The organism is Pseudoflavonifractor sp. HCP28S3_F10 (assembly GCF_052065415.1).
Taxonomy (GTDB): domain Bacteria; phylum Bacillota; class Clostridia; order Oscillospirales; family Oscillospiraceae; genus Pseudoflavonifractor_A.
This window is the reverse complement of sequence record NZ_JBQHUB010000044.1, coordinates 1-22,835: the sequence shown is the minus strand read 5'-3', so window position 1 is coordinate 22,835 and position 22,835 is coordinate 1. Positions and strand designations below refer to the sequence as shown.

Genomic DNA, 22,835 nt, shown 5'->3' with positions numbered 1-22,835 from the left:
TGGCGCACTTCTATACAGGGTAAACCCTGTATTGTGCGTCCTGCGGAGCGAACAGCCCGGACAATTGAAGTCCGGGCTGTTTTGCGTCACTTCGTTCCGAACAAGGGAGTGTCTCCCTTGCGCTGCTTACGCAGCTATCCCAGCGCACTTTGCGGCGGGGACGGTCTGCGTCAGCAGATTGTTCCCGCTGCAAAGTCTGAAAATCCCATACCGTCAGCCAGACCGTCTACTGAAAATGTAGGCGGTCTTTTTTCATCCTATCCATCCCATCAAAAAGGAGGTCATGTACCATGCCCAAGCAGAAAACCATCTCCGAACTGAAAGCCGAGATTGCCGCCAGTGAGCGTCAGCTTGCCCAGCTCCGGCACAAACAGCAGCAGCTTGAAAACCGTGCCGCCTACTATGAAAAAGGCGACCGCCGGAAGCGGGCGCACAGGCTGATCACCCGAGGTGCAGCCATTGAAAGCGTAGCCCCACTGGCAAAGGTTTTGAGTGAAACCGAGTTTTATGCTTTTGCGGAAAAAGCCCTCGCCTTGCCAGAGGTCAAGGGTTTGCTCATGGAGGCCGTCAACGAGCACAACAAAAATGAGTTTGGGGGTGATTGGCCATCGCATTATTCCATTTTCACGTAACCCAGATCAAGCGCAGCGCCGGACAGTCTGCCGTGGCTGCTGCCGCCTATCGCTCCGGCGAAAAGCTGCACAGCGAGTATTACGGCGAGGACAGCGACTACACCCGCAAGGGCGGCGTGATCTGTTCGGAAATCCTGCTGCCGCCCCAAGCCCCGCCCCCTTTCTCTGACCGGGAAACACTCTGGAACGCCGTGGAGAAAGTGGAACGTGGAAAGAGAGCCCAGCTTGCATATAGTTTTGACATTGCCTTGCAGAACGAGTTTTCCATGCAGGAGAACATTGAGCTTGCAAGGCATTTTTTGTTGGAGCAGTGTGTGAGCCGGGGCATGGTGGCGGACTATGCCATTCATCAACCGGATAAGAAGGACGGCGGCATCCAGAACCCGCATTTTCATGTCATGTGTCCCATCCGTCCTATCGAGCCGGACGGAAAATGGGGCAACAAGCAGCGGCGGGAATATGTGCTGGACGAACAGGGTGAGCGTATCCGGGATGAGGCCGGGAACTATGTGTTCAACGCCGTCCCCACCACCGATTGGGGCAAGCCGGAGACATTGGAGTTTTGGCGTGAACAATGGGCGCAACTCTGCAATACCAGATTTGCTGAGAAAGGTTTGGATTGCCGCATCGACCACCGCAGCTATGAGCGTCAGGGTGTGGAGCAAATACCCACCCAGCACGAGGGGCCGACTGTCCGGGCGATGGAGGCCAAGGGTATCCGTACCAACAAGGGCGATCTCAACCGCTGGATCAGGAAAACCAACGCCATGTTCCGGGAGGCGAAACAGAAAATTGTCGCTCTGATCGACTGGCTGAAAGAAATAAAAGCTGAGCTGTCCAAGCCCCAGCCGCCTACACTGGTGGAGCTGCTGTCCGCCTACTATGACAACCGCAACAAGGGCGCATACAGCAGCAAGGCCAGAATCGCCAATCTGAAAAGGCTGTCTGAGGCAGTCAGCTATCTGGAAACCAAAGGCCTCTACACTGCTGACGATCTGGACGCAGCTCTGCATACCATGCAGGACAAAATCGACACGCTGAAAAAGTCGGCATCCGGGAAGCAGGCCCGCATCAAGGAACTGGACGAGCTGCTTCGCATGGCGGACTACTACGAGGACGGAAAACCCGTTGCGGACAAGCTGAAAACCATCCGCTTTGAGAAATCCCGCCAGAAGTACAAGGCAGAACACGACGATACGCTTCGCCTGTTCTACATGGCTGAGCGCAAGTTGAAAAGACAAGTGGTGGACGATAAGCTGCCTGCTGCCGCATGGCGTGAGGAAAAGGCCCGTCTGGAAACAGAGTACAGGGATTTGCAGACGGAGCTTACACCCCTGTATACCGACACGGAAAAACTCTGGGCCATCCATTACAGCATCTATGAGGTACAGCATGAACAGGAGCGCCGGAACGCTGTTACACGGCAGAAAAAGCAGGAAATTGAACACTAATTCTTACAAAAAATCAGGAGGTATTTATGGAACAGAAATCGCAATTTGAACACCAACTCGACCCGGAGGGCTATTATTTCTCCAATACGGAACCGCTGGCACCGGACAGAGCCGAGCACAGATTCTTCTGGGGCGAGGACGGCCACATCCATGTGAAGAATCTCTCCGCCTTCTGGATTCCCGAACTGACCGTTACCGAGGTCATCCACGGCACCACCTACGTTGTGACAGGAAGCTATGAGGGGACGGAAAACTTTGTCCGCAAGCTGGAACGCATCACATCCAGAAAGTTTGCTGAAAAGATGGGGGATTCAGAATGACAAACACCCAGAATCTTGGTACAATAGAGCCAACCAATCCTGTACTGACAGTTGCTCCACAAAAGGAGGATACAGAAATGTACGGAGCAACAGATAAAATCACCGCCCTTTATTGCCGGCTGTCTCAGGAAGATGACCGGGCTGGCGAATCCCTGTCCATCGAAAATCAGAAGGCCATGCTTTTGCAATACGCCAGGGAGCATCACTTCCCCAACCCAACCTTTTTCGTGGATGACGGTGTAAGCGGCGTGACCTACGACCGTCCCGGCTTTCAGGCCATGCTGGCCGAAATCGAGGCGGGGCGGGTGGCCGTGGCGATCACCAAGGACCTCTCACGGCTGGGCCGCAACTCAGCACTGACAGGGCTTTACACCAACTTCACCTTTCCACAGAACGGCGTCCGCTTCATCGCCATCAACGACAACTACGACACCATTGACCCGAACCGGGTGGACAACGATTTTGCGGGCATCAAGAACTGGTTCAACGAGTTCTATGCCCGGGATACCAGCCGCAAGATCAGAGCCGTCCAAAAAGCCAAAGGTGAGCGTGGCGTACCCCTGACCACCAATGTGCCCTATGGCTATGTGAAAGACCCGGAGAATCCCCGCCGCTGGGTGGTTGACCCGGTGTCCGCCGATGTGGTGAAGCGTATTTTCTCTATGTGCATGGAGGGGCGGGGTCCCAAGCAGATCGCCAACCAACTGAAAGCGGACAAGGTGCTGACGCCCAGCGCATACAGAGCCTTGCAGGGAATCAAGACCCCAAACAAGAAACCGGAGGACCCCTACGACTGGCACAGCAGTACCATTGTGGCGATTCTGGAACGCCGGGAGTACACAGGCTGTACGGTGAACTTCAAGACCTATACCAACTCCATCTGGGACAAAAAGCAGCGGGAAACGCCCATTGAGAAACAGGCCATCTTTCCAAACACCCACGAGCGTATCATTGAGGATGCTGTGTTTGAGAAGGTGCAGGAAATCCGGCAGCAGCGGCACCGAATGACCCGCACAGGCCGAAGCAGCATCTTTTCCGGGCTGGTGTACTGCTCCGACTGCGGTTCCAAAATGAACTATGGCTCATCCAACAACGGCGATCCGGCACAGGACTTCTTTGATTGTTCGCTGCACCGCAAGGACAAGGAGAAGTGCAAGGGACACTTCATTCGGGTCAAGGTTTTGGAGCGTGTGGTTCTGAAACACATTCAGGCTGTGACGGGCTATATTCTGCGGCATGAGGCACATTTCCGTGCAGTGATGGAGGAACAACTCCGGCTGGAAAGCAGCGAGCAGATCCGCATCCGCAGAAAGCAGCTGGAACGAAACGAAAACCGCATCGCTGAGTTGAAACGCCTGTTTATCAGGATTTACGAGGACAACGCCAGCGGGCGGCTGAGTGATGAACGCTTCGATATGCTGAGCCTGACCTATGAAACGGAGCAGAAGCAGTTGGAGGCCGAGTGCATCACCTTGCGGCAGGAAATTGAAGTACAGGAACGACAGAACGAAAACATTGAAAAGTTCATTCAGACGGCGCACAGGTATGTGGGAATCGACGAGCTGGACGGCTACGCTCTGCGGGAGCTGGTGTCAGCTATCTATGTGGACGCGCCGGACAAATCCAGCGGAAAGCGTGTGCAGCACATCCACATCAAGTACGAAGGGCTGGGCTTCATCCCGCTGAATGAGCTGATGAAAGAGGAAACGGCGTGACCGAAGTCACGCCGCACCCCTTGAAAACTCAAGGTTTTCACCATTTTTTGAGTTTACTGTTTTACGACCACCCGGCTAAAGTCGTGTCTTTCTTTTTGGGTTTCGCGCCGCATGGCGGCGCTCCGCTCTTCGTTGATTGAAATGCTCGGCGGAAGTGAATTCCGCCTCCGCCAAGGTTTTGCCTGCGGCAAAACGCTTGTGACGCGCTCACTCGGCGCAGCCGCCGGAAGGCAACATCTTTAGCAGAGAAAGCCTCCGCTGCCTCTGCCCGGTATCACGACATATCCGGGAGAATCAAAGCAGCAGAAAAGCGCATGGCGGAGATCGCTGTCATGCGGACGCACATCATCAACTATGCCAAGACCCGCGACACCTATATCGCCTACCGTAAGGCCGGATACTCCAAGAAGTTTCTTTCGGAGCATGAGAGCGACATCACGCTGCATAAGGCCGCCAAGCAGTATTTCGATGCCCAGGGCGTTAAGAAGCTGCCCACCGTCAAGAGCCTGAACGCAGAGTACGCCGCGCTGATGGCTGAGAAAAAAGCGGCCTACTCCGAATACCGCAAGGCACGGGAGGATATGAAGGAGCTGCTGACGGCCAAGGCCAATATCGACCGTTTTCTTGGTATGGAGGAAGTCCATGAAGAACCGGATGCCACAAAAGAAAAAGAGGCGGAACAGCGTTGAGCTGACCGCCATGAAGCGATTTGAAAAATCGCGTAGCCGCAGGACTTGTCCTGCGTTTCAGAACACGGAAACCGTGTTCTGCGGGGATTGGGGCGGAGCCTCAACAAGCATGAAACCGTGGGTTTCCGCGAAAGCGGAAATCTGCGGTTTTCGCAAAGTGGGTCCCGCTTTGCGTTGCTTGAAACAACGGACTCGCTCCGTACATTCGTGTAACTAAGCAAGCTGAATCGGTAATGAGCAGCGGCGGTCACCGATTGAAAAAAGATTGGAGGAATCTCTATGGCATATCAACCAATAACAGCAGTCGGGATCGATGTTTCAAAAGGCAAGAGTACCGTTGCTGTTCGCAGGCCCGGCGGCGAGGTCGTATTGACACCATTTGATGTCTGCCATACGACGGAAGATTTGAAGCAGCTCGCTGCCACTTTACGCTCTGTTGGTGGTGAGATGCGCATCGTCATGGAGCATACTGGTATGTACTGGAGGCCCATTGCACTGGAGCTAAAGCGGGCTGGTTTCTTCGTTAGCGTTGTCAACGCAATGTTGATCCATGACTTTAGCGATAACTCTATCCGAAAAGTAAAAACGGATAAGGCCGATTCACTGAAGATCGCTAACTATGCACTGACCTATTGGGCGGAGCTGCGGGAATACACGTCGGAGGATGAAACCCGCCAGATGCTAAAAATCCAGAGCCGCCATTATGAGCGCACGATGAATACCAGCGTTGCACTGAGAAACGGATTGATCTCTCTGCTTGACCAGACATTCCCTGGGGCAAACAGTCTCTTTGGCTCCGAAGTCCGAACCGTATCCGGTCACATCAAGTGGGTGGACTTTGTAAAACGCTTCTGGCATAAAGATTGCGTGGCAACCGTGTCTCTGAGTTCTTTTGCAGACACCTTCCAAAAATGGTGCAAAAGAACCGGATACCGCTTCAGCTTTGCAGATGCAGAACGAATTCACAGTATCGCCAGAAACTCGGTTGCCACGTTCCCTAAGAATGATAGTACAAAATTATTGATTACGCAAGCAGTAGATAGCCTAAACGCCGTTTATGATGCGCTTCAGATGATTCGAAAAGAAATGCTTCGACTTGCAGCGCTGCTTCCGGAATTTGATGTTGTCATGTCCATTTTTGGAGCAGGCAACATTACCGGGCCGCAACTCATGGCTGAAATTGGAGATGTCCGAAGATTCACCCACAAGGGAGCGCTGGTTGCCTTTGCAGGTGTCGATGCACCGCCGTATCAGTCCGGTATGTTCGATTCAAAAACCAGGCATGTTTCCAAACGAGGCTCCCCACATCTGCGAAAGACACTGTTTACCGTTTGCAGTGTGATCCTCCAGCACTCCAACACCAACGATCCGGTCTATCTGTTCATGGACAAGAAACGAAGTGAAGGAAAACATTACTATGTGTTCATGGTAGCCGGTGCTGCAAAGTTCCTGCGGATCTACTATGCCAGGGTCAAGGAAGCTCTACTTGCTCAGGAAACGGAAGATACCTCTGCCGCATAACGATACTGTTTACATAGCTGATGACAGCAACCATGCCGCTCACGGCATGGTTGAATGACATCTGCTTCGCAGTACCGCAGTGCTACGGAACCCCGGCCTGCAAAAAATACCTTTGCAGGTCTATTTGTCATGCTTATTTATACTGGCAACAAGTAAGCTCCAATTTTTCTCAAATTGGGGCTTTACTTATATTTGCAGGTTTGCCGCTTTCTTACTCCCGTTTTTTCACCGACTGTTCCTGCCCTCGTGTCTGCGCTTGCGAAGCTTCGGATATTTGTATATAATGTATTTTATTGAATTATATTTTCGCGGAGGCGTCTTACCGCTGGGGCGTGTCGGAACGGCGTGTCAACCAATACTGTGCCGAGAGGCGCATTCCCGGCGCGTCCCGTTCGTGCACTCCCGGGCGATCCCAGCGGACGCGGAAAAGCCCTCTGATTCCCGCATAAAAAACACGAAGGGAGGCGGCAGACATGATCTCAGATGAAACCGCATACCGGCGGTATCTTGCCGGAGAGGAAAAAGCCGCCGATCTGCTGGTCGAAAAATACGGCGACCCATTGACGCTTTACATAAATGGCTATCTCAAAGATATGCACGAAGCCGAGGACCTGATGATCGAAGCATTTTCACAGATTTTTGCAAAAGACCGTCCGATCACAGGCGCGGGAGCGTTTAAGGCGTATCTGTATAAAACGGCGCGAAATCTCGCCTTGCGCCACAGGAAAAAGCACAGGCACAGCTTTCTGCGTTTTGAGGAATTGGACTTTGAGCCGCAGAGCGACGTGCTGGCTGACACGGAGCTTTCTCGCAGAGAGCGCAGCCGCCAGCTCTATGACGCCCTTGAAAAATTGAAGGTGGAATACCGGGAAGCTCTTTATCTGGTCTACTTTGAGGATATGAGCTACCGCAATGCGGCAACGGTTATGAATCAAAGCGAGGGCCAGATCACAAAGCTGGTCTACCGTGGGAAGCAAAGCCTGAAAACGATCCTGGAACGGGAGGGGTTTACCTATGCGGACGAATGAAGAACGCGCCGGATTGATTCATAAGCGGACGGCGGAGATAAAACGGGAACGGCAAAAGCGGAACCAGCGCGCATTGGATGCGATCTGCATCGCGGCCTGTCTGATCCTCGTCGTTGGGATCGGCTCGTTTATGCCCGGATGGACGGCGGGCGTCCCCGGCGGTGAAGTACACCATGCTTCCAGCGCGGCAAGCCTGGTTGGAAGCCACGCGGCATTGGGCTATATCCTCATGGGACTCATGGCCTTTCTGCTTGGCGTATGCGTGACGGTGCTTTTGTACCGCCTGCACCGCAGGAATGAGAGGAAGCAGCGGGAGAACTTGGACGATGAACTTTGAACTGATCGACAACTGTTTTCAGGTTGCTGTGCTGTTTTGTGCGGCGATCGCGGCGATCGCGGCGGCGCTCCGGCACAAAGACCGCCGTTTCCTGATCCTGGCCCTGTTTTTTGTCTGCGTTTCCATGGGAACGCTCTATTGGGTGCTGCACATTTTTATTTTTGGCAACGTACCGCAGGTTTTCTATGTTTCGGAGTTTTCATGGCTGGCGGCGTATCTGTTCCTGCTGTCGTTCCAAATGGTACGGACAGACCGGGTAAGGCCGTTGTTTTCCCTGCCGTCCCTGTTCTGTGCTCTGCTTACGGCGGCAGTCGTTCTGGCGGTTCGGATGTTCGGCCCGTCCTATTTTGTTTCCGGGGCATTTGCCGGGGTTTTTTCCGCGATCGTATATCTCGCGGTATGGCGGCTCCGGCGCAAAGGCGGCGGAGGTCTGACCGACTGCTGGCTGCTGCTCTGCGTGGGACTGCAGCTGCTCCTGTTTGTGGTGTCCGTTTTTATGGAGGACTTTACCCGCTTTAATCTCTACTTCGCCGTGGACATTACGCTGACGCTTTCTTTTGCGGTTCTGCTGCCGCTGGCGCTTCGGGAGGCGGCGGAGAAATGATCTATATTGAGAATATTTTTGTTTGCCTTGCCATCCCGCTGGCGCTCTGCATCCTGTTTATCGGAGGTCGTACCCGGACATTCATGCTGTTTATGATCGCCGGAATGAGCGTATGCCTGCTGTCCGCCTATGTCAACAGCTTCTTCATGGGACATTACGGCGTCAGCGCTACCGTTGCCGTCGTTGAGATCACGCCGGTGTGCGAGGAAGTGATGAAGCTGCTGCCGCTGCTTTTCTACGTTCTGATTTTTGAGCCAAAGGTCCGGGATCTGCCCGAAGCCGCCGTTGCCCTTGCCGTGGGCTTTGCCACCTTTGAAAATGTGTGCTATCTGACGGAGAACGGCGCGGAAAATCTGATGTTTCTGCTGATCCGCGGGCTTTCCGCCGGAGCGCTGCACATCCTCTGCGGCATTTTGATCGGGTTCGGACTGTCTTATGTATTCCGCCGCCGGTGGCTGGCCTTTACCGGAACGGTGGGCCTGCTGGGCGCCTGTATCGTGTTCCATGCCACCTATAACCTGCTGATCTCGGGGGACGGGGCCTGGCAGACCGCCGGCTATCTGTTCCCGTCTGTCCTGATCGCGCTCTTATTTGTGGGAAGGCTCCTGCTTCCCAGACTCAAGCTCATGTTTGCCTGACCGCTTTGCTTGACGGGCCGCCTCAGAAATGGGGCGGCCCCAATTTTTTTGAAAAATTTTTGAAGAAATTGTCGTTTGGGGTGGAAGGATTTTCGATTTCATGTCTTTTAGAGAGTAGAGAGACTGCATCCCCTGAAAATCATACGGAGGGAGGTTTATTGGATGACCGGTAAGACGGAAACCCGGGTGCGGGAGATACGAAGCAGAACACGGCAGTACCGAAAGCGGTATGAAACCCGGCTGTTTTCCTGCCTGACATTGTGCAGCCTGTTTCTTCTGGCCGGTATCGGCGTTCTTTTCAGAAGCGTACAGACACCGGGCGTAGCGGCGGTAGCCGACGGCTACGGCGGGGTGCTGCTGCGGGACGGCGCAGGGGCATATGTCGTCATTGGCATTGCCGCCTTTGTCATTGGCGTATCTGTGACCGTACTCTGTATCCGACTGAAAAGCAGAGCAGCAAACCGTACAGACCGTACGGAAGGAAGCGAGAACTGACACCCCGGCGCAGCAGCACGCGGAAAAATTTTCCCCAGAAAGGAGCAAACCCATGAAAAAGACAGCAAAAAGGCTGCTGAGTATGGCACTCGTCTTTACGATGGTGCTGTCTCTGCTGCCTGCGATAACCTTGCCGGCATTGGCGGAGGAGGGTGACACCAAAGACGCCTTCGGCATCACCATGGCAGACTGGACAGCCGAGGAAAAGGCCGCGGCGGAGGCCGACCTGCCCTTCGGCACCGGCTACGGCACATGGACGACCCTGTTTGAAAAGAACGAACTGTTCTTCTCCATGGGGTACGACAGCGCCACCCGCCTGACCGGTATGTTCGACTGGAACGAGAAGTACACTGACACCGGCGTGGTGGGCGATATCCCGGACTCTGCCATTGCCGGCAACATCAGCGGCTTCGGGCAGAGCAAGCTCACCTCCAAGAACGAGAGCTACAAGGCCGTGGCCACGGCGGCCATGGACCTCTACGGCACCGGCAAGAAGGAGTATGTGGCCAATCTGGCGCTGAACGCCAGCGACGGCACACTTTCTCTTTATGTGACCGACAGCAGCAACAACCGGGTCGCAGGTACAAGAACATTTCTCAATGTTGACCACCTCAGCAGCATGGAGGTCCACCAGCTCAACGGCGCGTTCTCCATCGCGGCCGGCGACTTTGACGGCGACGGCAAGGACACCGTTGTGGTCTATGTCCCGCAGACCGACGGCAAGAAGGAAACCAAGAACGGAACCAGCCCGTCCATCAAGGAATATTCCTTCACGGTGAGCGACAGCGCTGTGAGCTGCACGGAAAAGTCCACCGTCTCCGCAAACGTGCTCACGCTGCTGGGCAACAACACGATCAACGTGATCGACACCATGAAAAACCAGCCCATGGTGGATCTGGTGGCGGAGGATGTGGATAAGGACGGCTTTGACGAGCTGATCGTCACCGCCGGCATGAACGACGTGACCAACAGCGACCATTTCCTGGAGTCCCGTGTGTTCATTTACGATAAGCTGGGCAGTAAGGCTGCGACTGCCAACTACGCTACCGGGGACGGCAACTGGAACTGCAGCTACGACAAGAAGATGGCGATCACCTCGGAGAGCAACAAGCGCGTCGTCTGGGCGTCCTCCACAGTGGGCAATATCATTGTGTCCACCAGCACCACCAGCGTGGACTACCCCGAGATCATCAGCGCCGGCTTTATCGACGGCGAGACAAAGAATACGCAGCACATCAACGTGGACGGCAGCGACGAGATCGGCGTGACCGCCGTGAAGGTGACGGGCATTGCGGATAAGACCAGCAATACGTTCACCATCACCGAAAACGGCAAGTCCATGACCGCTGTAAACGTCATCTGCCAATACGCAGAAGCCTTCAACCAGAAGATCTCTTCCAACAGCTGGACAAGGGGCGGCTTCTACGAGAGCGAGGACGTGAACGGCCTTTTGCAGGTGCAGGCCTATGCCGACCGCGGCCTTGGCCAGGCGGAGTCGGTGTTCATCTCCGGCACGGTGTACCGCATCAACAATAACGGCGACGGGCTGGAAGCGAAATACACGCACAACGACTTCACTGGCAAGGACGACTTTGCTCCGGGCGGGCGCACCCTGACCAACACCACCGTCACCGCCGTCACCGCCGGCAACTTCAACGGCAACGACGAGGGACGCGAGCAGCTGATCTGTGTCACCTCCATGAAGCAGAGCGGCAAGAACAACGCCTATTCCCGGGTGTACTGCTACTACGCGAAAGACGATGGTAATCCCGACAGCAAGCGCTCCGGCTATCTCACCGAGCACAAGGGCAACTTCTACGTCTCCCTTGCCGCGCTGGACACGGATAATGACAGCGTCATCGCCAAGCTGGAAAGCGTCGAGCGGGACTACAGCGCCCCCGATGTGCTGGCCATTCTGGAGACCTCGCCCTACTTCGCCGAGATCGAGGACTCCTTTGGCAACAGCGAGACCACCTACGGCCTCAGCAGCAGCGAAGGTGAAGGCTCGTCCAACACCTTCGGCTTCACGCTGGGCGTTTCCGTGGGCTACGAGTTTGAAAGCGACCTCATCCAGAGCGGCGGCGGCTTTGAGATTGCGGTTGACAATGCCTTCAACTGGGGCACCGCCAACACCACCTCCGTGGACTGGGTCACGGAGTTCCGAAACGACAGTGGAGAGAACCTGGTGGTGGTGTACCGCTGCCCGGTGGTCACCTATCGGTATGTGGATCTGAACGGCAAGGAACTGGTGGTGGAGAAGGTCGGCTCACCCGCCACCAACATGATGACCGTGGATGACTACAACGAGGCTGCGGAGCGGTACGACGGCCTTGAACCTATCGATGAGACCAACGCCAAGCTGGGCACCCCCGGCGATCCCGCCAGCTACCGCAGCAGCACAAATGGTCTGGAGAATGCAGTGCAGTATAACGGAGTGGGCCAAACCAGCAGCAGCGATACCCACACCGGCTGGGCACAGTATTACGGCTCAGGCTCCGAGATGCAGGGCCAGACCATCAGCAGGGAGAAGGAAAATACCTTCTCGTATGATCTGGCGGTCTCGAAGAACGTCTTTGTCAAGGTCGGCGGCGTCACGGCCGGCGCCACCTACGGCTTCACCTATGCCTATGAGAAAACCCACATCAGCGGCAGCTCTGTCACCAAGTCTGGTGTAGTGACCCGCCAAGATGCGTGGCGCGATTACGACTTCCAGTGGAAGTTTGCCGCGTGGAACTGCACGCTCAACGGCAGCACCGTGCCCGTGATTGGCTATCTGGTGAAGGATGTGCAGGCCCCGCCCTCCCCCGCCATGGGACTGACGGCGGAGAGCTTCACCACCGACAGCGTCACCCTGCGCTGGTCCACCGGCATCCGCCCCGCCGAGCAGTTCCGCATTTACCGCGTGCGTGATACCGCCCCCCAATATGTACTCGTCGGCGCGGTGCCGGGCGACCAGACCAGCTTCAAGCTCACCGGCCTCAAGCCCGACGAGACCTACACCTATGTGGTGCGGGGCGTGGGCTATCAGACAGACGGGACGGCCGTGGAGTCCGTGGACAGCGCCCCCATCACCGTGCGCACCCAGTCGGAGGGCAGTAATGTCTCACTCTCGCTGTATGGCAGCTCTCTGACAGGCAGCACCCTGCAAAGCACCGGCGCAGCGGCGGACATCCAAGTGCAGGTGGACGGCGCAAGCGGATCCTTCTCTTATCAGTGGCAGCTCCTCGAGCCCGGCACAGTGGGCGTCAAGCACGGCTGGCTCAGCGCAAGCGCGCTGGCCGGTAACACGATCGAAACAGTCACCGGTGCGCAAAGCGGCTCCCTGACCCTTAAGAACATCGACAAGAGCCTCAACGGCAGCAGCCTTCGCTGCGTGGTCACCGTGACCTCCACGGCCGGCGATGTGGATACGTATTATTCGCCCATTGCCACGCTGGACCTCAATGGTCTGGACACCACCACGACGATCAGCGTGAGCGGAAATACCGGCGGCAAAGGAAGCATCACCGACCCGTATACGGGCATGGCAGATCATACGACGGTCACGAAAGAGCCCAGCGGCAGCTATATGTATGTCCCGGTGACCGTTAAGGATGCCAATGACAAGGAATACACGATTTATCAGGACACGACGAACAACGTGTATGTCGGCGTGTATGACACCGTTGACACTGAGAGCGACACCGTCAGCCGTACATATTACGCCGTCACCAAGAGCGGCGGGACCTTCACGCTGGGCAGTGCGCTGACGCTGGACGATACCGATCAGTATGTGATTGACAACGACAACACATACGACATCCCGAATGGCTTCGACGGCACGAGCGGCATTTCTACGAGCGTAACGGAAGAATCCAATACCGTCCGTTACGAGAAGCGATATGTCGTGGGCTCCAGCGGGAGCAGCACCACTCTCACGGAGTACTGGTTCAACACCAGCGATGGCCAGTACTACACAAAGAACGAAGCAGGCCAATTTGTGCTGCCTGCTTCCCAGCCTGACAAAATAGTCGATGGAGAGGGCAATGAGACCCTGACCAATGCCGACATCCGCATAGCGTATTACGATGCCGACGGCACCGTGATCCTGAGCGCGGACGGCGATGACAGCTACGACCATTATCAGGTCTACACCGTGACCAGCGATGTTGTTACGGCGGGCGCTTCCTTCTACCGTGTCCCCGGCACCACGCTCAAAAACGGTGAGACTGCTTATGCCGACAGCGCAAAGCTTGAGACCGTCACCGTGCAAAAGGAAGTGCTCAACACCGTCACCACCCCGCAAGTCGGCACCCAGCTCACCCTGTCCGCCACTGTCTCCTTCCCCATCGGCGCGGTCAGCTTTACCATCACCAACACGGACACCGGCGCGGTGACACAGTTCACGACAACTTCCGGCACACCGATCACCTGGACGGCTCCGAAGGCCGGACTCTACCGCATCGTGTCCACGACTGCCCCCACCTCCATTACCAAGTCCAGCTCGGATGTGTGCTACTATCGGGCCGACGATCCCAACAATGACTATCGCCTCACGCTGTGGCAAGGCAACCAGCAGGTCACCAACATCAGCTACAACGGTTCTCCCGTCACGCTGAAGCTGGAAAAGCGCACCAATGACACCTGGGATGCAGTAACCAGCGACGTCAGCTATAAGGTGAACAATACTGCTTGCACCAGCAGCTACACCCCCACCGCGGCGGGCAGCTACCTCTTCTCCGCCCAGATGGACGGCAAAACCGTGGCGGCCGCCATTCTGGTGGTGAACAAGGTTTCCATCACCGTCACACCCACATGGGGCAGCGCGGAAGGCACCACCAACACGGTTCCGGCATACGACGACATCAAGCTAGCTGTCACCGACGCGCAGGGCAACCCCATCTCCGTCTCTGTCGATGGCGTTATGACCGTCTCCTGCGCCCTGTATAAAAATGGCGCACTTGACACCAGCGCCCAGCGCGGCGTGTACACTGTCACCCCGGCTTATGTCGATGATGCAGATGCGAAGGCAGAATTCCTCTCCCGCTACAGCGTCACCCTCAACACGGACAACATCTATTATATCAGTGACGCGATCACGGTATATTTCTCCGCCGGTGAAAACGGAGCAGTCTCCGCCCGCTACATTGACCCCAGCGGCACCGAATTTTCCTTCAGCGACGGCAGCCAGATCAGCATGGACTACCGCCTCAAGTTCGTGGCCGCACCGAACAGCGGCTGGTCGGTGGACAAGTGGACGGTCACGGTTGGTTCGTCCCCTGCAGATACGGCGTGGTACAGCACTTACGGCAACACGCTGGAATTCAACGAGACCGGCATGAAGGCACTCGACTCCTCCGGCCAGAAAGAGCTCACCGTTTTCGTCACCTTCACCGACCAAACCCACAAGATCACCTATAGCCACGGCGATGGCGGCAGTCTGAGTGCGACGGCAGGAGGCTCCTCGCTGACCAGCGGCGCCTCCGTGGCCCACAACGCCGCCGTCACCTTCACCGCCAAGCCCGATGCGGGCATGATGGTGGAAAAGTGGACCGTGGACGGTGCGGAATACAAGTGGGACGGCACGGATGCGCTCTACCGGGAGAACACCCTCACCCTGGAGAACATCTCCGCCGACCATGATGTTCAGGTCTTCTTTACCGACGAGGCCACCACCGCTGTGAGTACTGTTGCGATGGATACGGCCAATTCGCTCTATCTCGGTGCAACGATCACCGTGACCGACGCAGCAGGCAACACCGTCACAGATCTCACCGCCGTCCCCCGGTCCAGCGCCCTGACCTTTACGGTGGAAATCGACAACAGCACCTCCGCCGTGGTCAAGGAGTGGCAGACCAGCACCGACGGCGAGAACTGGACCCCCGTGACCGGCTCCGGCGAACAGGATTCGATCACGATCTATCAGCACAACAGTGAGAAGCTCTATGTCCGTGTTGTGATCGCCGTGACCCAGACTTATAGGCTGAGCTGGAAGGTCATGGAAGGCGAAACAGCGATCACAGACGCCAACATCGCCAACCTGATCGCCAGCAGCGGCGATGTCACCCTCGGCGGCAACGGCAGTTACTATGCGGTCAACACGCCCGTGGAATTCACCATGCGGCTGGATAACAGCTACTATGTGATCGGCTGGAGCGATAATGTCACGCCCGCCGCAGACGGGATGTCCGCGACTCTGACCCTGACTGATGACACTGTCGTCATCGTCACCGTGGCCAAGAAGCCCACCGTGACCATCAACTACAACGTGGTGGACATCAACGGTGGGGAGGACGGCGGCACCAACGGCGAGCTGACCGCAGCTGTTGGAGAGAATATTCTGGACACCAGCGAATCTGCTTATGTCCAGGAGACCGTTACCTTCACTGCTGTACCTGACACCGGCTACCGGGTGAAGGAATGGACACTGAACGGCGTTGTCCAGGAAATCACCGGAGACACCTTTGAAGTGCTTCTGGATGAGACCATGGCGAACGGCGACATCACCGTCACGGTTCAGTTCATGCCCAAAGGCAACAAGCTGATGTTCTATTCGATAGGCCATGGCAGCATTCAGAACGTTGCGGTCAACGGCACAAGCTATGATTTTGCCGACGGCTTGACGGCAGCAAAGGATGCGGAAGTGGTCATCACCGCCGCACCTGACACCGGCTATGAGGTGAAGGCCTGGACGGTGGACGGCAAACCCGTTGCGGACCAGACCGGCAATACCTTTACCTACGTTGCTACTGGCGATACCGGCGTGGATATTGCCGTGCAGTTCCAGAGCGTGGAGTACACCGTCAAATGGACTGCTGAAAACGGCACAGTCACAGCCGAAGGCCAGGCCGGCTCTCCCGCGCAGATCCGCGGCGGCGAGATCGTCAAGTTCACCGCCAAGCCCGATGACGGGTATGTGTTCGACCACTGGGTCGTGAACGGTGAGACGCAGAATGAGACGAATAACACCTTCACCTGGACGGTTCCCGAGGGTGAACCCAAGAACACCGTCCATACCGTTGAAGCGGTTTTTGAACGGGAGAATACGCAGTATACCGTGAACTACCGCGCCGAGGGCAGCGGCACCATCAGTGCCCCCGGCGGTGAGGGCGGAATCGTCACCGTCGACTCCGGCGACAACATCACCTTCACAGCGGCACCCGCCACGAACTATATGGTGCAGGAGTGGCAGCTGGATGGCGTGACGATCCCGGGCACCGCGAACCATTTGACTTATGAGCTGACGAACGTCATGGGCACTCACAGTGTGACGGTCGTGTTCAAAGCCGCCGTTCTGTATCAGGTGGGCTATGGCGTCGCCGGGACTGGCGGTACGTTGACGGCCAAGGCAAACGGCGATAGCCTGACTTTGGCGGACGGCGTTACGGCGGATATCCCGGCAGGAGCTAAGCTGGAGTTCACGGCAACGCCTGCAACCGGCACACCCAATTACATGGTGGCCAAGTGGACGGTCAACGGCCAAGAAGTCACCAGAGACAACATGGCTCAGCTGGGCGTGACCATGGATCACTACCTGTCCAACACCCTGACCGTGGAGAGCCTGAGCAAGGCCATGAATATTCAGGTGAGCTTTATGGAGTACAACGGCTTCTCCATTCCCACCGATGGCATAGGCTACACTGTCACGCCGGGAACCTGCAATCCCGCTGAGCCCTACGTAGGCGCGCCTGTAGGCGAGGTCCGCGAAAACGGCGACGTGAAATTCACAGTCGATTTGACAGGAGATTACTCCAACATCACCAAGCTGATCATCAACGGCTACGACTGCATCGCCGGCAAACTGATTGAGAGTAAGAACGATCCCGACAACTGCCTGTCCGTCGCGGCGGTCAGGAACGCCGACGGCAGCTACACCGTCACCATCACCGGCGTGACGAATGAAATCATCGCCGACATCGCGGCCCACAAGGTCGTGGTAGGCGATCTGGCTGTTCCGACTGCGTTTACGGACATCGAAGAACTGGATTCCGTCGAAAAGATCCAGGCTAAGCTGGAGACCAAGTTGACCGCCTCGTTGGACGGCAAGGTGTTTTACGATATTGCGCTGAAGTACAAGGACGGTTCCAACTGGGTGGAGGTCACAGAAGCCAACTTCCCGGCCAACGGCGTGGATGTGGTGCTGCCTTATCCCGACGGCACCGACAGCAAAGACAGCTTCACCATCGTCCACATGCTGACCACTGCGGGTCACGCGGGTGAGCTTGAGCTCATCAGCCCCGAGAAAAAGGCCGACGGCCTGCACTTCCATGTTAACAGCCTGTCTCCCTTCGCCATCGGCTGGAGCAAGTACACCGCACCCTCCGGCGGCGGTAGCGGCGGTGGCGGCGTAACCGTGCCGACTGAAACCGTCATCATCAAGGACAGCATCAACGGCAAAGTTACCGCTGACAACACCTGCGCGGAGAAAGGCGATACGGTTACCCTGACGGTCGAACCCGACAAGGGGTACACGCTGGAGACCCTGACCGTCACCGATAAGAACGGTGACGAGCTGAAGCTCAAGGACATGGGCGACGGCAAGTACACCTTCACCATGCCCGCCTCCAAGGTCACGGTCACAGCCACCTTCATGGAGGATAACTCCATGCTGAACTTCTTCGTGGATGTCCCCGCCGACGCTTACTACTATGACGCGGTGCTGTGGGCCGTCGGGGAGAAGATCACCTCCGGCACCTCTGCCACCACCTTCAGCCCCGACGCCGTCTGCACCCGCGCCCAGGCCGTCACCTTCCTGTGGCGCGCCGCCGGCAGCCCCGCTCCCAAGAGCGGCGCGATGCCCTTCACCGACGTGGCCGAGGACAGTTACTATCATGACGCGGTTCTGTGGGCCGTGGAGCAGGGCATTACCGCCGGTACTTCCGCCAACACCTTCAGCCCCGATGCCACCTGCACCCGCGCGCAGATCGTCACCTTCCTGTGGCGCGCCCAGGAGTCCCCTGCCACCGGCAGCGTGAATCCCTTCACCGACGTGGCAGCTGACGCCTACTACAACAGCGCAGTCCTGTGGGCCGTGGAGAACGGTATTACCGCCGGTACTTCCGCCAACACCTTCAGCCCCGATAACGACTGCACCCGCGCCCAGATCGTGACCTTCCTGTATCGCTGCATGAAGTAAGACCCAATAAGACCTCAATAAATCAGTGGGGCGGCGGTGTTGAGCCGCCGCCCCAGTTCCGTAATACACGGAACTGAATATCAGTGAGCATTTACAATGGGGCTGGTTAGAATAGAAACGCTTCCTGCCCCCAACTCAGACATAATAAGCGGCGGTCAGCATTTCAAAACGCTGACCGCCGCTCATTTTCGTTTATTTATGTTTTCGTATTTTTTGAGCGGCTTTGCAGAGTTGGATAAGTAGTCGGAAGAGAGAAGCTGGGTGAATTGGTTGCCGTAGGCGATCAGGCAGAGCATGGTGCTCAGGGCCGTGCCCGCATAGGCCAGGATCAGGGTGTTGCTCATGGTGCCGATCATGTCCTTGCCGATGTTCAGACCGGAGCGCAGCAGCACCTTTTGCCCCATGTTCGGGTTGACCAGGACCAGCTCTTCCAGCGACGCGGCCAGGGAGACCGCCACGTCCATGACGGCGCCCAGTGCCGAGATCAGCACTCCCGCCAGCAGCAGCCAGCGCATGGAAAGCCCGGTGGAATCGCTCGCCGTCAGCAGTGTCTCCGCCGCGTCCATGTTGTACCCGGACAGGTGCAGCAGGCCGGAAAACAGGGCGAAGGCCAACCCGGTGACGCACACGCCTGCCAGCGTCGATAAGACGGCGGCAGCTGTCCGGCGGCTGAAGCCGTTCAGCAGAAGGAGGCTCGCGCCGCCGGCGATCAACACCGTCAGCGCCGTGACCGCCACCGGCGAAAATCCGTGGTAGATGGCCTGGACGGTGAACAGGATAATGGTCAGAAGGGTATACGCCACGCCCAGCAGGGCGCGCAGCCCTTTCCCCCGGCCGATCAGCAGGACCGCCGCCGAAAAGATGGCAATCAGCAGGACAAGGGGCGCGGTCCGGTCATAGTTGAACACGGTGTAGTAGGGCTGCGCGTTCTCCGGCGTATCCGCGCAGATGACGACCGTCTGCCCCTGCCTGATCTGAATATTGTGTACGCGGGTCAGGTAATTGCTCAGCCGCACCTGCTCGCCCTTCTGCCCGCCCTCCAGGAGACGGACCGTGATGTCCTGGACGCCCAGATAACGGCTGGAGTCGTGCCCGTCCAGCTCCAGCGTCTCGCTGTGAATGGTCTCCACCCTGGCCCTGACATAGTGCAGGGTCGAAGTGTTGTACGCCTCGTAGTAGTTGATGCTGTTCCAGTCAAACAGGAAAACGGCGGCCAGAAAGGCGATCCCCAGGATTAGCGCCGCCAGTTGTGCGATCTTTCTTTTCATATCCACCCTCTCGTCCGGCCGTTCGCTCCTCACTTGTTTCGTCGGTCCGGATACCTCTTCATGATACCTGACTCCAACGCTTCTTGCCGCCGTATTTTCGTCACGTTTTTGTAAAATTCCGGTGTGCCGCGGGGCACGTTGGTGTTTAATTTGATTCCCCTGCCGTGCGGGATCAACGGCTGGCGTATCTGTGCGGATTTCTGTGCCATTTCGCCCTGGATTCCTCCTGCCACGGGTATGTGGAGCAGAAGATCCAGGTCAGTGGGATTACCCACACGGAGATTGAGGTGGAGTTTAACCGCTGCCTGCTGGTGCGCGACGGGAAAGACCCGCTGCGCCAGTGCCTGACGGAGCACATTATCCCCACACCGGAAAACGCGCGGGTGATCGCAGCCTTCTTCCCGACCGTGACGGAAAAGAACGTGGAACAGTCGCTGCGCCCCATGATCCGGTACAACCGTCTGCTGATCGCCCCCCGCCCGGTCAAGCGGCAGATGGTCGGCCAGTTCCTTGCGGTAAAGGGCCTTCAGGCCGCTGTGATCAGGATCGTTTTGGCGTTCCCCGCTTCCAAAGAACGCCCGGATGCCAGCTGTTTTTTCGTTCAGCGTCTGCGCTGTCATGCCGCTCACCTGCCTTTTCAAAATATCTGCGGTAGATCTCGTCCAGATCGCCGCCCCGCTGGCGGAGCTGAAGAAGAGGGTAATCCCGCTCCGCCAGCAGTAGGCCCACCTCCCTGCGGATATCCCGGTCCGATTCGATGTGCATCAGTCCATCCGCATCCCGGGTGATGGAACGGACGCCGGAAATACCTGCGAGCAGGTCATGCAGATCCCGGTCCGGCCCCTCCGCCTGGAGGTCCAGAATATAGCGGCCCTCGTTCTGCAGCTGCCGGCCCAGCTCGTCGATGCGTCCGCAGGCGATCAGTTCGCCCTTGACGAAGATCCCCACCCGGTCGCAGATCTGCTGGACCTGGTAGAGCTGATGGGACGAAATCAGGATGGTGCGGCCGTCCTGATCGGACAGCTCCCGGATAAGGGCGATGAGCTCCCGCATGCCCTCAGGGTCGATACCCAGGGTAGGCTCGTCCATGATGATGACCTTGGGATCCTTCATCAGTACGTCCGCGACGCCCAGGCGCTGCTTCATGCCCCGGGAATAGCCCCCTGTCTTGCGGTCTGCGGCGTAGGTCATGCCAACCCGCTCCAGAAGGGCCGTGACCCGATCCTCGCACACCGCGCCGGTAAGACCGTTGAGCCGTCCGGTAAAGCGCAGGTTCTCCCTTCCCGTCAGTTCCGGGTAGAAGCCCACACTGTCCGGAAGGTATCCCACGATGCGCTTGACGGCGATGGGGTCTCTGGTGCAGTCGTGACCGTCGATGAAGGCCGATCCGGAGGTGGGCTCGGTCAGGCCCAGGAGCATCAGCGTCGTGGTGGTCTTGCCCGCGCCATTGGGCCCCAGCAGCCCGAATACCTCCCCCTGCCGGATCTCCAGGTCCAGTCCGCTGACGGCGGTGACCTCGTCATACCGCTTGGTCAGGCCGGCGGTCCGGATGATGGTATTGTCCATGCTCAGCGCCTCCCGTATTTTCGAAAGACATAGCCCAGGCAGCAGGCGGCAGCCGCGATCAGAAGGATACCCACCACGCCCCACAGCGTTTCGGTCTTTACGGTCACCCTGAATTCGGCGGGATCAGAGCTTTCGCTGTTTTTGACGGAGATGGTGAGCGAGTAGTCGCCGCTCATGGCGTCATCCGAAGGGGTGACATAGGCGGTGACCTCCTTGGTGGCGCCGGACTCCAGCACGCTGATGGAACTCTCAGAGAACTCCACAGTCCAGCCGCTGGGGGCGGAGGAGGTCAGATTCACGTTCTGGAGATCCACATTGCCGTTGTTGGTGATGCTGAGGGTGACGTCGGTCTGCTTATTGGCAGTGGCGTCAAAACTGAGCAGGCCGCTGGGGGTGGACAGCTCCACTTCATAGGAGCCGGTGATGACCACCGTCAGCTCGCCGGTCAGGGTCTCAGAGGCCGAGATCGCGGAGATGGGGATGGTGTACTCGCCGGCCTCCACGCCGCCCGGCGGCGTCACCGTCACATCCATGGCCTGGCTTCCCCGGGCATCTACGTCGATGGCCGCCACCTGAGTATCCTCACCGGATGGCTTGAAGGTCACGGTCCATCCGGCAGGCGGGTTGGAGGAGAAGCTGTAGGACTGTTCCTTGGGGGTATTGTTCTGGACGGTGGTGCTGAAGGTGAAGCTGGAGCCCGCGGAGCCCTCCTGCTCGGCATACTGGGTCGTCAGGGCGCTGCTGCCCAGCTCCTCCTCACGGACGGAGAGCGTCAGGGTCATGGAGGAAGTCATGCCGCCGCCCGCCGCCTGAAGCGTGATGGTATAGGTACCCTGTACTGTTTCGGCGGGAACCGTCACATGGAACTCGGCCGCGGAAGAGTTGTCGCCGTTTTTGACATAGACATGACTGATCTCGCTGCCGTCACCCTCAAAATAGCCCTCCCATCCCTGGGGGATGGATGCGATGGATAACGCAGCGTTGACGCCGGAGCCGCTGCCGTTATAAAAGTCCAGACTGAAATCCAGCTCGTCGCCGGCCTTGACTGTCAGGCCGGGATAATCGGTGCTCATCTCCAGGCCGCCTGCCGCAGACGCGGTCACCGACATGGACAGGGTCATCGCCAGCACGAAAGCCAGCGTGAAGAGGCGGAACTGCCGCCTGTGCGCCCGGGTCCTCTGATGTTTCATCTTCTATCCAACTCCTTCTGTCTGTTTCTGGCGTGGAAAAGCTCCGCCGCCCTACGTGTCCAATGTAGCACGGAGGGCTGAAGCATCCCTGAAAACCCGCAGCCCGGTTTGTAAATAAATTTTAAACACGAAAGCGGGGGGGGGGGGCCCAAAAACCCCCCCCCCCCCCCCCCCCCCCCCGCCGGCCCCGCCCCCCTGCGCGGCACAGGGGAAATGCTTAGAACACGGGGACCACGGCGCCGCCGTAGGTCTCCTCCATAAAGGTC

General features: G+C 57.5%; 16 protein-coding genes and 1 pseudogene. 13 read left to right on the top strand and 4 right to left on the bottom strand.

The features are described from left to right. The first annotated feature begins 290 nt into the window (after positions 1 to 290). The 13 genes and pseudogenes from ACTNBZ_RS13560 (at position 291) to ACTNBZ_RS13500 (ending at position 18,545) form a co-directional block, all read left to right on the top strand. Positions 291 to 632: a DUF3847 domain-containing protein gene (locus ACTNBZ_RS13560; RefSeq protein ID WP_441210695.1), complete on the top strand. Its 342-nt coding sequence runs from the start codon at positions 291 to 293 to the stop codon at positions 630 to 632. Beyond that, complete coding sequence (gene mobQ / locus ACTNBZ_RS13555; RefSeq protein ID WP_441210699.1) at positions 608 to 2,083, top strand: MobQ family relaxase; 1,476 nt, start codon at positions 608 to 610, stop codon at positions 2,081 to 2,083. Before ACTNBZ_RS13560 ends, mobQ begins: the two co-directional genes overlap by 25 nt. A 26-nt stretch (positions 2,084 to 2,109) precedes the next feature. Next, the gene (locus tag ACTNBZ_RS13550) at positions 2,110 to 2,403 is read left to right on the top strand and encodes a hypothetical protein (RefSeq protein WP_441210693.1); all 294 of its coding nucleotides are present in this window, start codon (positions 2,110 to 2,112) and stop codon (positions 2,401 to 2,403) included. A gap of 77 nt (positions 2,404 to 2,480) precedes the next feature. After that, positions 2,481 to 4,118 carry a recombinase family protein gene (locus ACTNBZ_RS13545; RefSeq protein WP_441210691.1) on the top strand — a complete coding sequence of 546 codons (1,638 nt, stop codon included), beginning with the start codon at positions 2,481 to 2,483 and terminating at the stop codon, positions 4,116 to 4,118. Next, the gene (locus tag ACTNBZ_RS13540; protein WP_441210689.1) at positions 4,115 to 4,258 is read left to right on the top strand and encodes a hypothetical protein; all 144 of its coding nucleotides are present in this window, start codon (positions 4,115 to 4,117) and stop codon (positions 4,256 to 4,258) included. The genes ACTNBZ_RS13545 and ACTNBZ_RS13540 overlap by 4 nt, the downstream gene beginning before the upstream one ends. Before the next feature lie 99 nt (positions 4,259 to 4,357). After that, positions 4,358 to 4,807, top strand: a pseudogene (locus tag ACTNBZ_RS13535) (relaxase/mobilization nuclease domain-containing protein); the annotation flags it as partial. Between the two features lie 294 nt (positions 4,808 to 5,101). After that, positions 5,102 to 6,328 carry an IS110 family transposase gene (locus ACTNBZ_RS13530; protein ID WP_441210697.1) on the top strand — a complete coding sequence of 409 codons (1,227 nt, stop codon included), beginning with the start codon at positions 5,102 to 5,104 and terminating at the stop codon, positions 6,326 to 6,328. A gap of 473 nt (positions 6,329 to 6,801) precedes the next feature. Then, positions 6,802 to 7,356 (top strand): RNA polymerase sigma factor, encoded by a 555-nt coding sequence (locus ACTNBZ_RS13525; RefSeq protein ID WP_441210687.1) that lies wholly within the window; start codon positions 6,802 to 6,804, stop codon positions 7,354 to 7,356. Further along, positions 7,343 to 7,693 carry an MgtC/SapB family protein gene (locus ACTNBZ_RS13520; protein ID WP_441210685.1) on the top strand — a complete coding sequence of 117 codons (351 nt, stop codon included), beginning with the start codon at positions 7,343 to 7,345 and terminating at the stop codon, positions 7,691 to 7,693. The genes ACTNBZ_RS13525 and ACTNBZ_RS13520 overlap by 14 nt, the downstream gene beginning before the upstream one ends. Continuing rightward, positions 7,683 to 8,297 (top strand): hypothetical protein, encoded by a 615-nt coding sequence (locus tag ACTNBZ_RS13515; protein WP_441210683.1) that lies wholly within the window; start codon positions 7,683 to 7,685, stop codon positions 8,295 to 8,297. The genes ACTNBZ_RS13520 and ACTNBZ_RS13515 overlap by 11 nt, the downstream gene beginning before the upstream one ends. After that, a complete protein-coding gene (locus ACTNBZ_RS13510; protein ID WP_441210681.1) occupies positions 8,294 to 8,935 on the top strand; it encodes a PrsW family glutamic-type intramembrane protease in 642 nt (213 codons plus the stop codon). Before ACTNBZ_RS13515 ends, ACTNBZ_RS13510 begins: the two co-directional genes overlap by 4 nt. Positions 8,936 to 9,097: 162 nt before the next feature. Further along, positions 9,098 to 9,430 carry a hypothetical protein gene (locus tag ACTNBZ_RS13505; protein ID WP_441210679.1) on the top strand — a complete coding sequence of 111 codons (333 nt, stop codon included), beginning with the start codon at positions 9,098 to 9,100 and terminating at the stop codon, positions 9,428 to 9,430. A 52-nt stretch (positions 9,431 to 9,482) separates the two neighbouring features. Beyond that, on the top strand, positions 9,483 to 18,545 hold the full coding sequence (locus tag ACTNBZ_RS13500) for an InlB B-repeat-containing protein (protein ID WP_441210678.1): 9,063 nt from the start codon (positions 9,483 to 9,485) through the stop codon (positions 18,543 to 18,545). 182 nt (positions 18,546 to 18,727) lie between these two features. On the opposite strand, the gene ACTNBZ_RS13495 is transcribed toward ACTNBZ_RS13500, so the two are convergent. From ACTNBZ_RS13495 to ACTNBZ_RS13480, 4 genes are read right to left on the bottom strand one after another with little or no spacing between them, the layout of a single operon-like run. Then, the gene (locus ACTNBZ_RS13495; protein ID WP_441210676.1) at positions 18,728 to 19,813 is read right to left on the bottom strand and encodes a YibE/F family protein; all 1,086 of its coding nucleotides are present in this window, start codon (positions 19,811 to 19,813) and stop codon (positions 18,728 to 18,730) included. Between the two features lie 29 nt (positions 19,814 to 19,842). Beyond that, on the bottom strand, positions 19,843 to 20,433 hold the full coding sequence (locus ACTNBZ_RS13490) for a hypothetical protein (protein WP_441210674.1): 591 nt from the start codon (positions 20,431 to 20,433) through the stop codon (positions 19,843 to 19,845). Beyond that, a complete protein-coding gene (locus ACTNBZ_RS13485; protein ID WP_441210672.1) occupies positions 20,354 to 21,379 on the bottom strand; it encodes an ABC transporter ATP-binding protein in 1,026 nt (341 codons plus the stop codon). The genes ACTNBZ_RS13490 and ACTNBZ_RS13485 overlap by 80 nt, the downstream gene beginning before the upstream one ends. A 2-nt stretch (positions 21,380 to 21,381) precedes the next feature. Then, positions 21,382 to 22,569 (bottom strand): COG1470 family protein, encoded by a 1,188-nt coding sequence (locus tag ACTNBZ_RS13480; RefSeq protein WP_441210670.1) that lies wholly within the window; start codon positions 22,567 to 22,569, stop codon positions 21,382 to 21,384. Positions 22,570 to 22,835 lie beyond the last annotated feature (266 nt).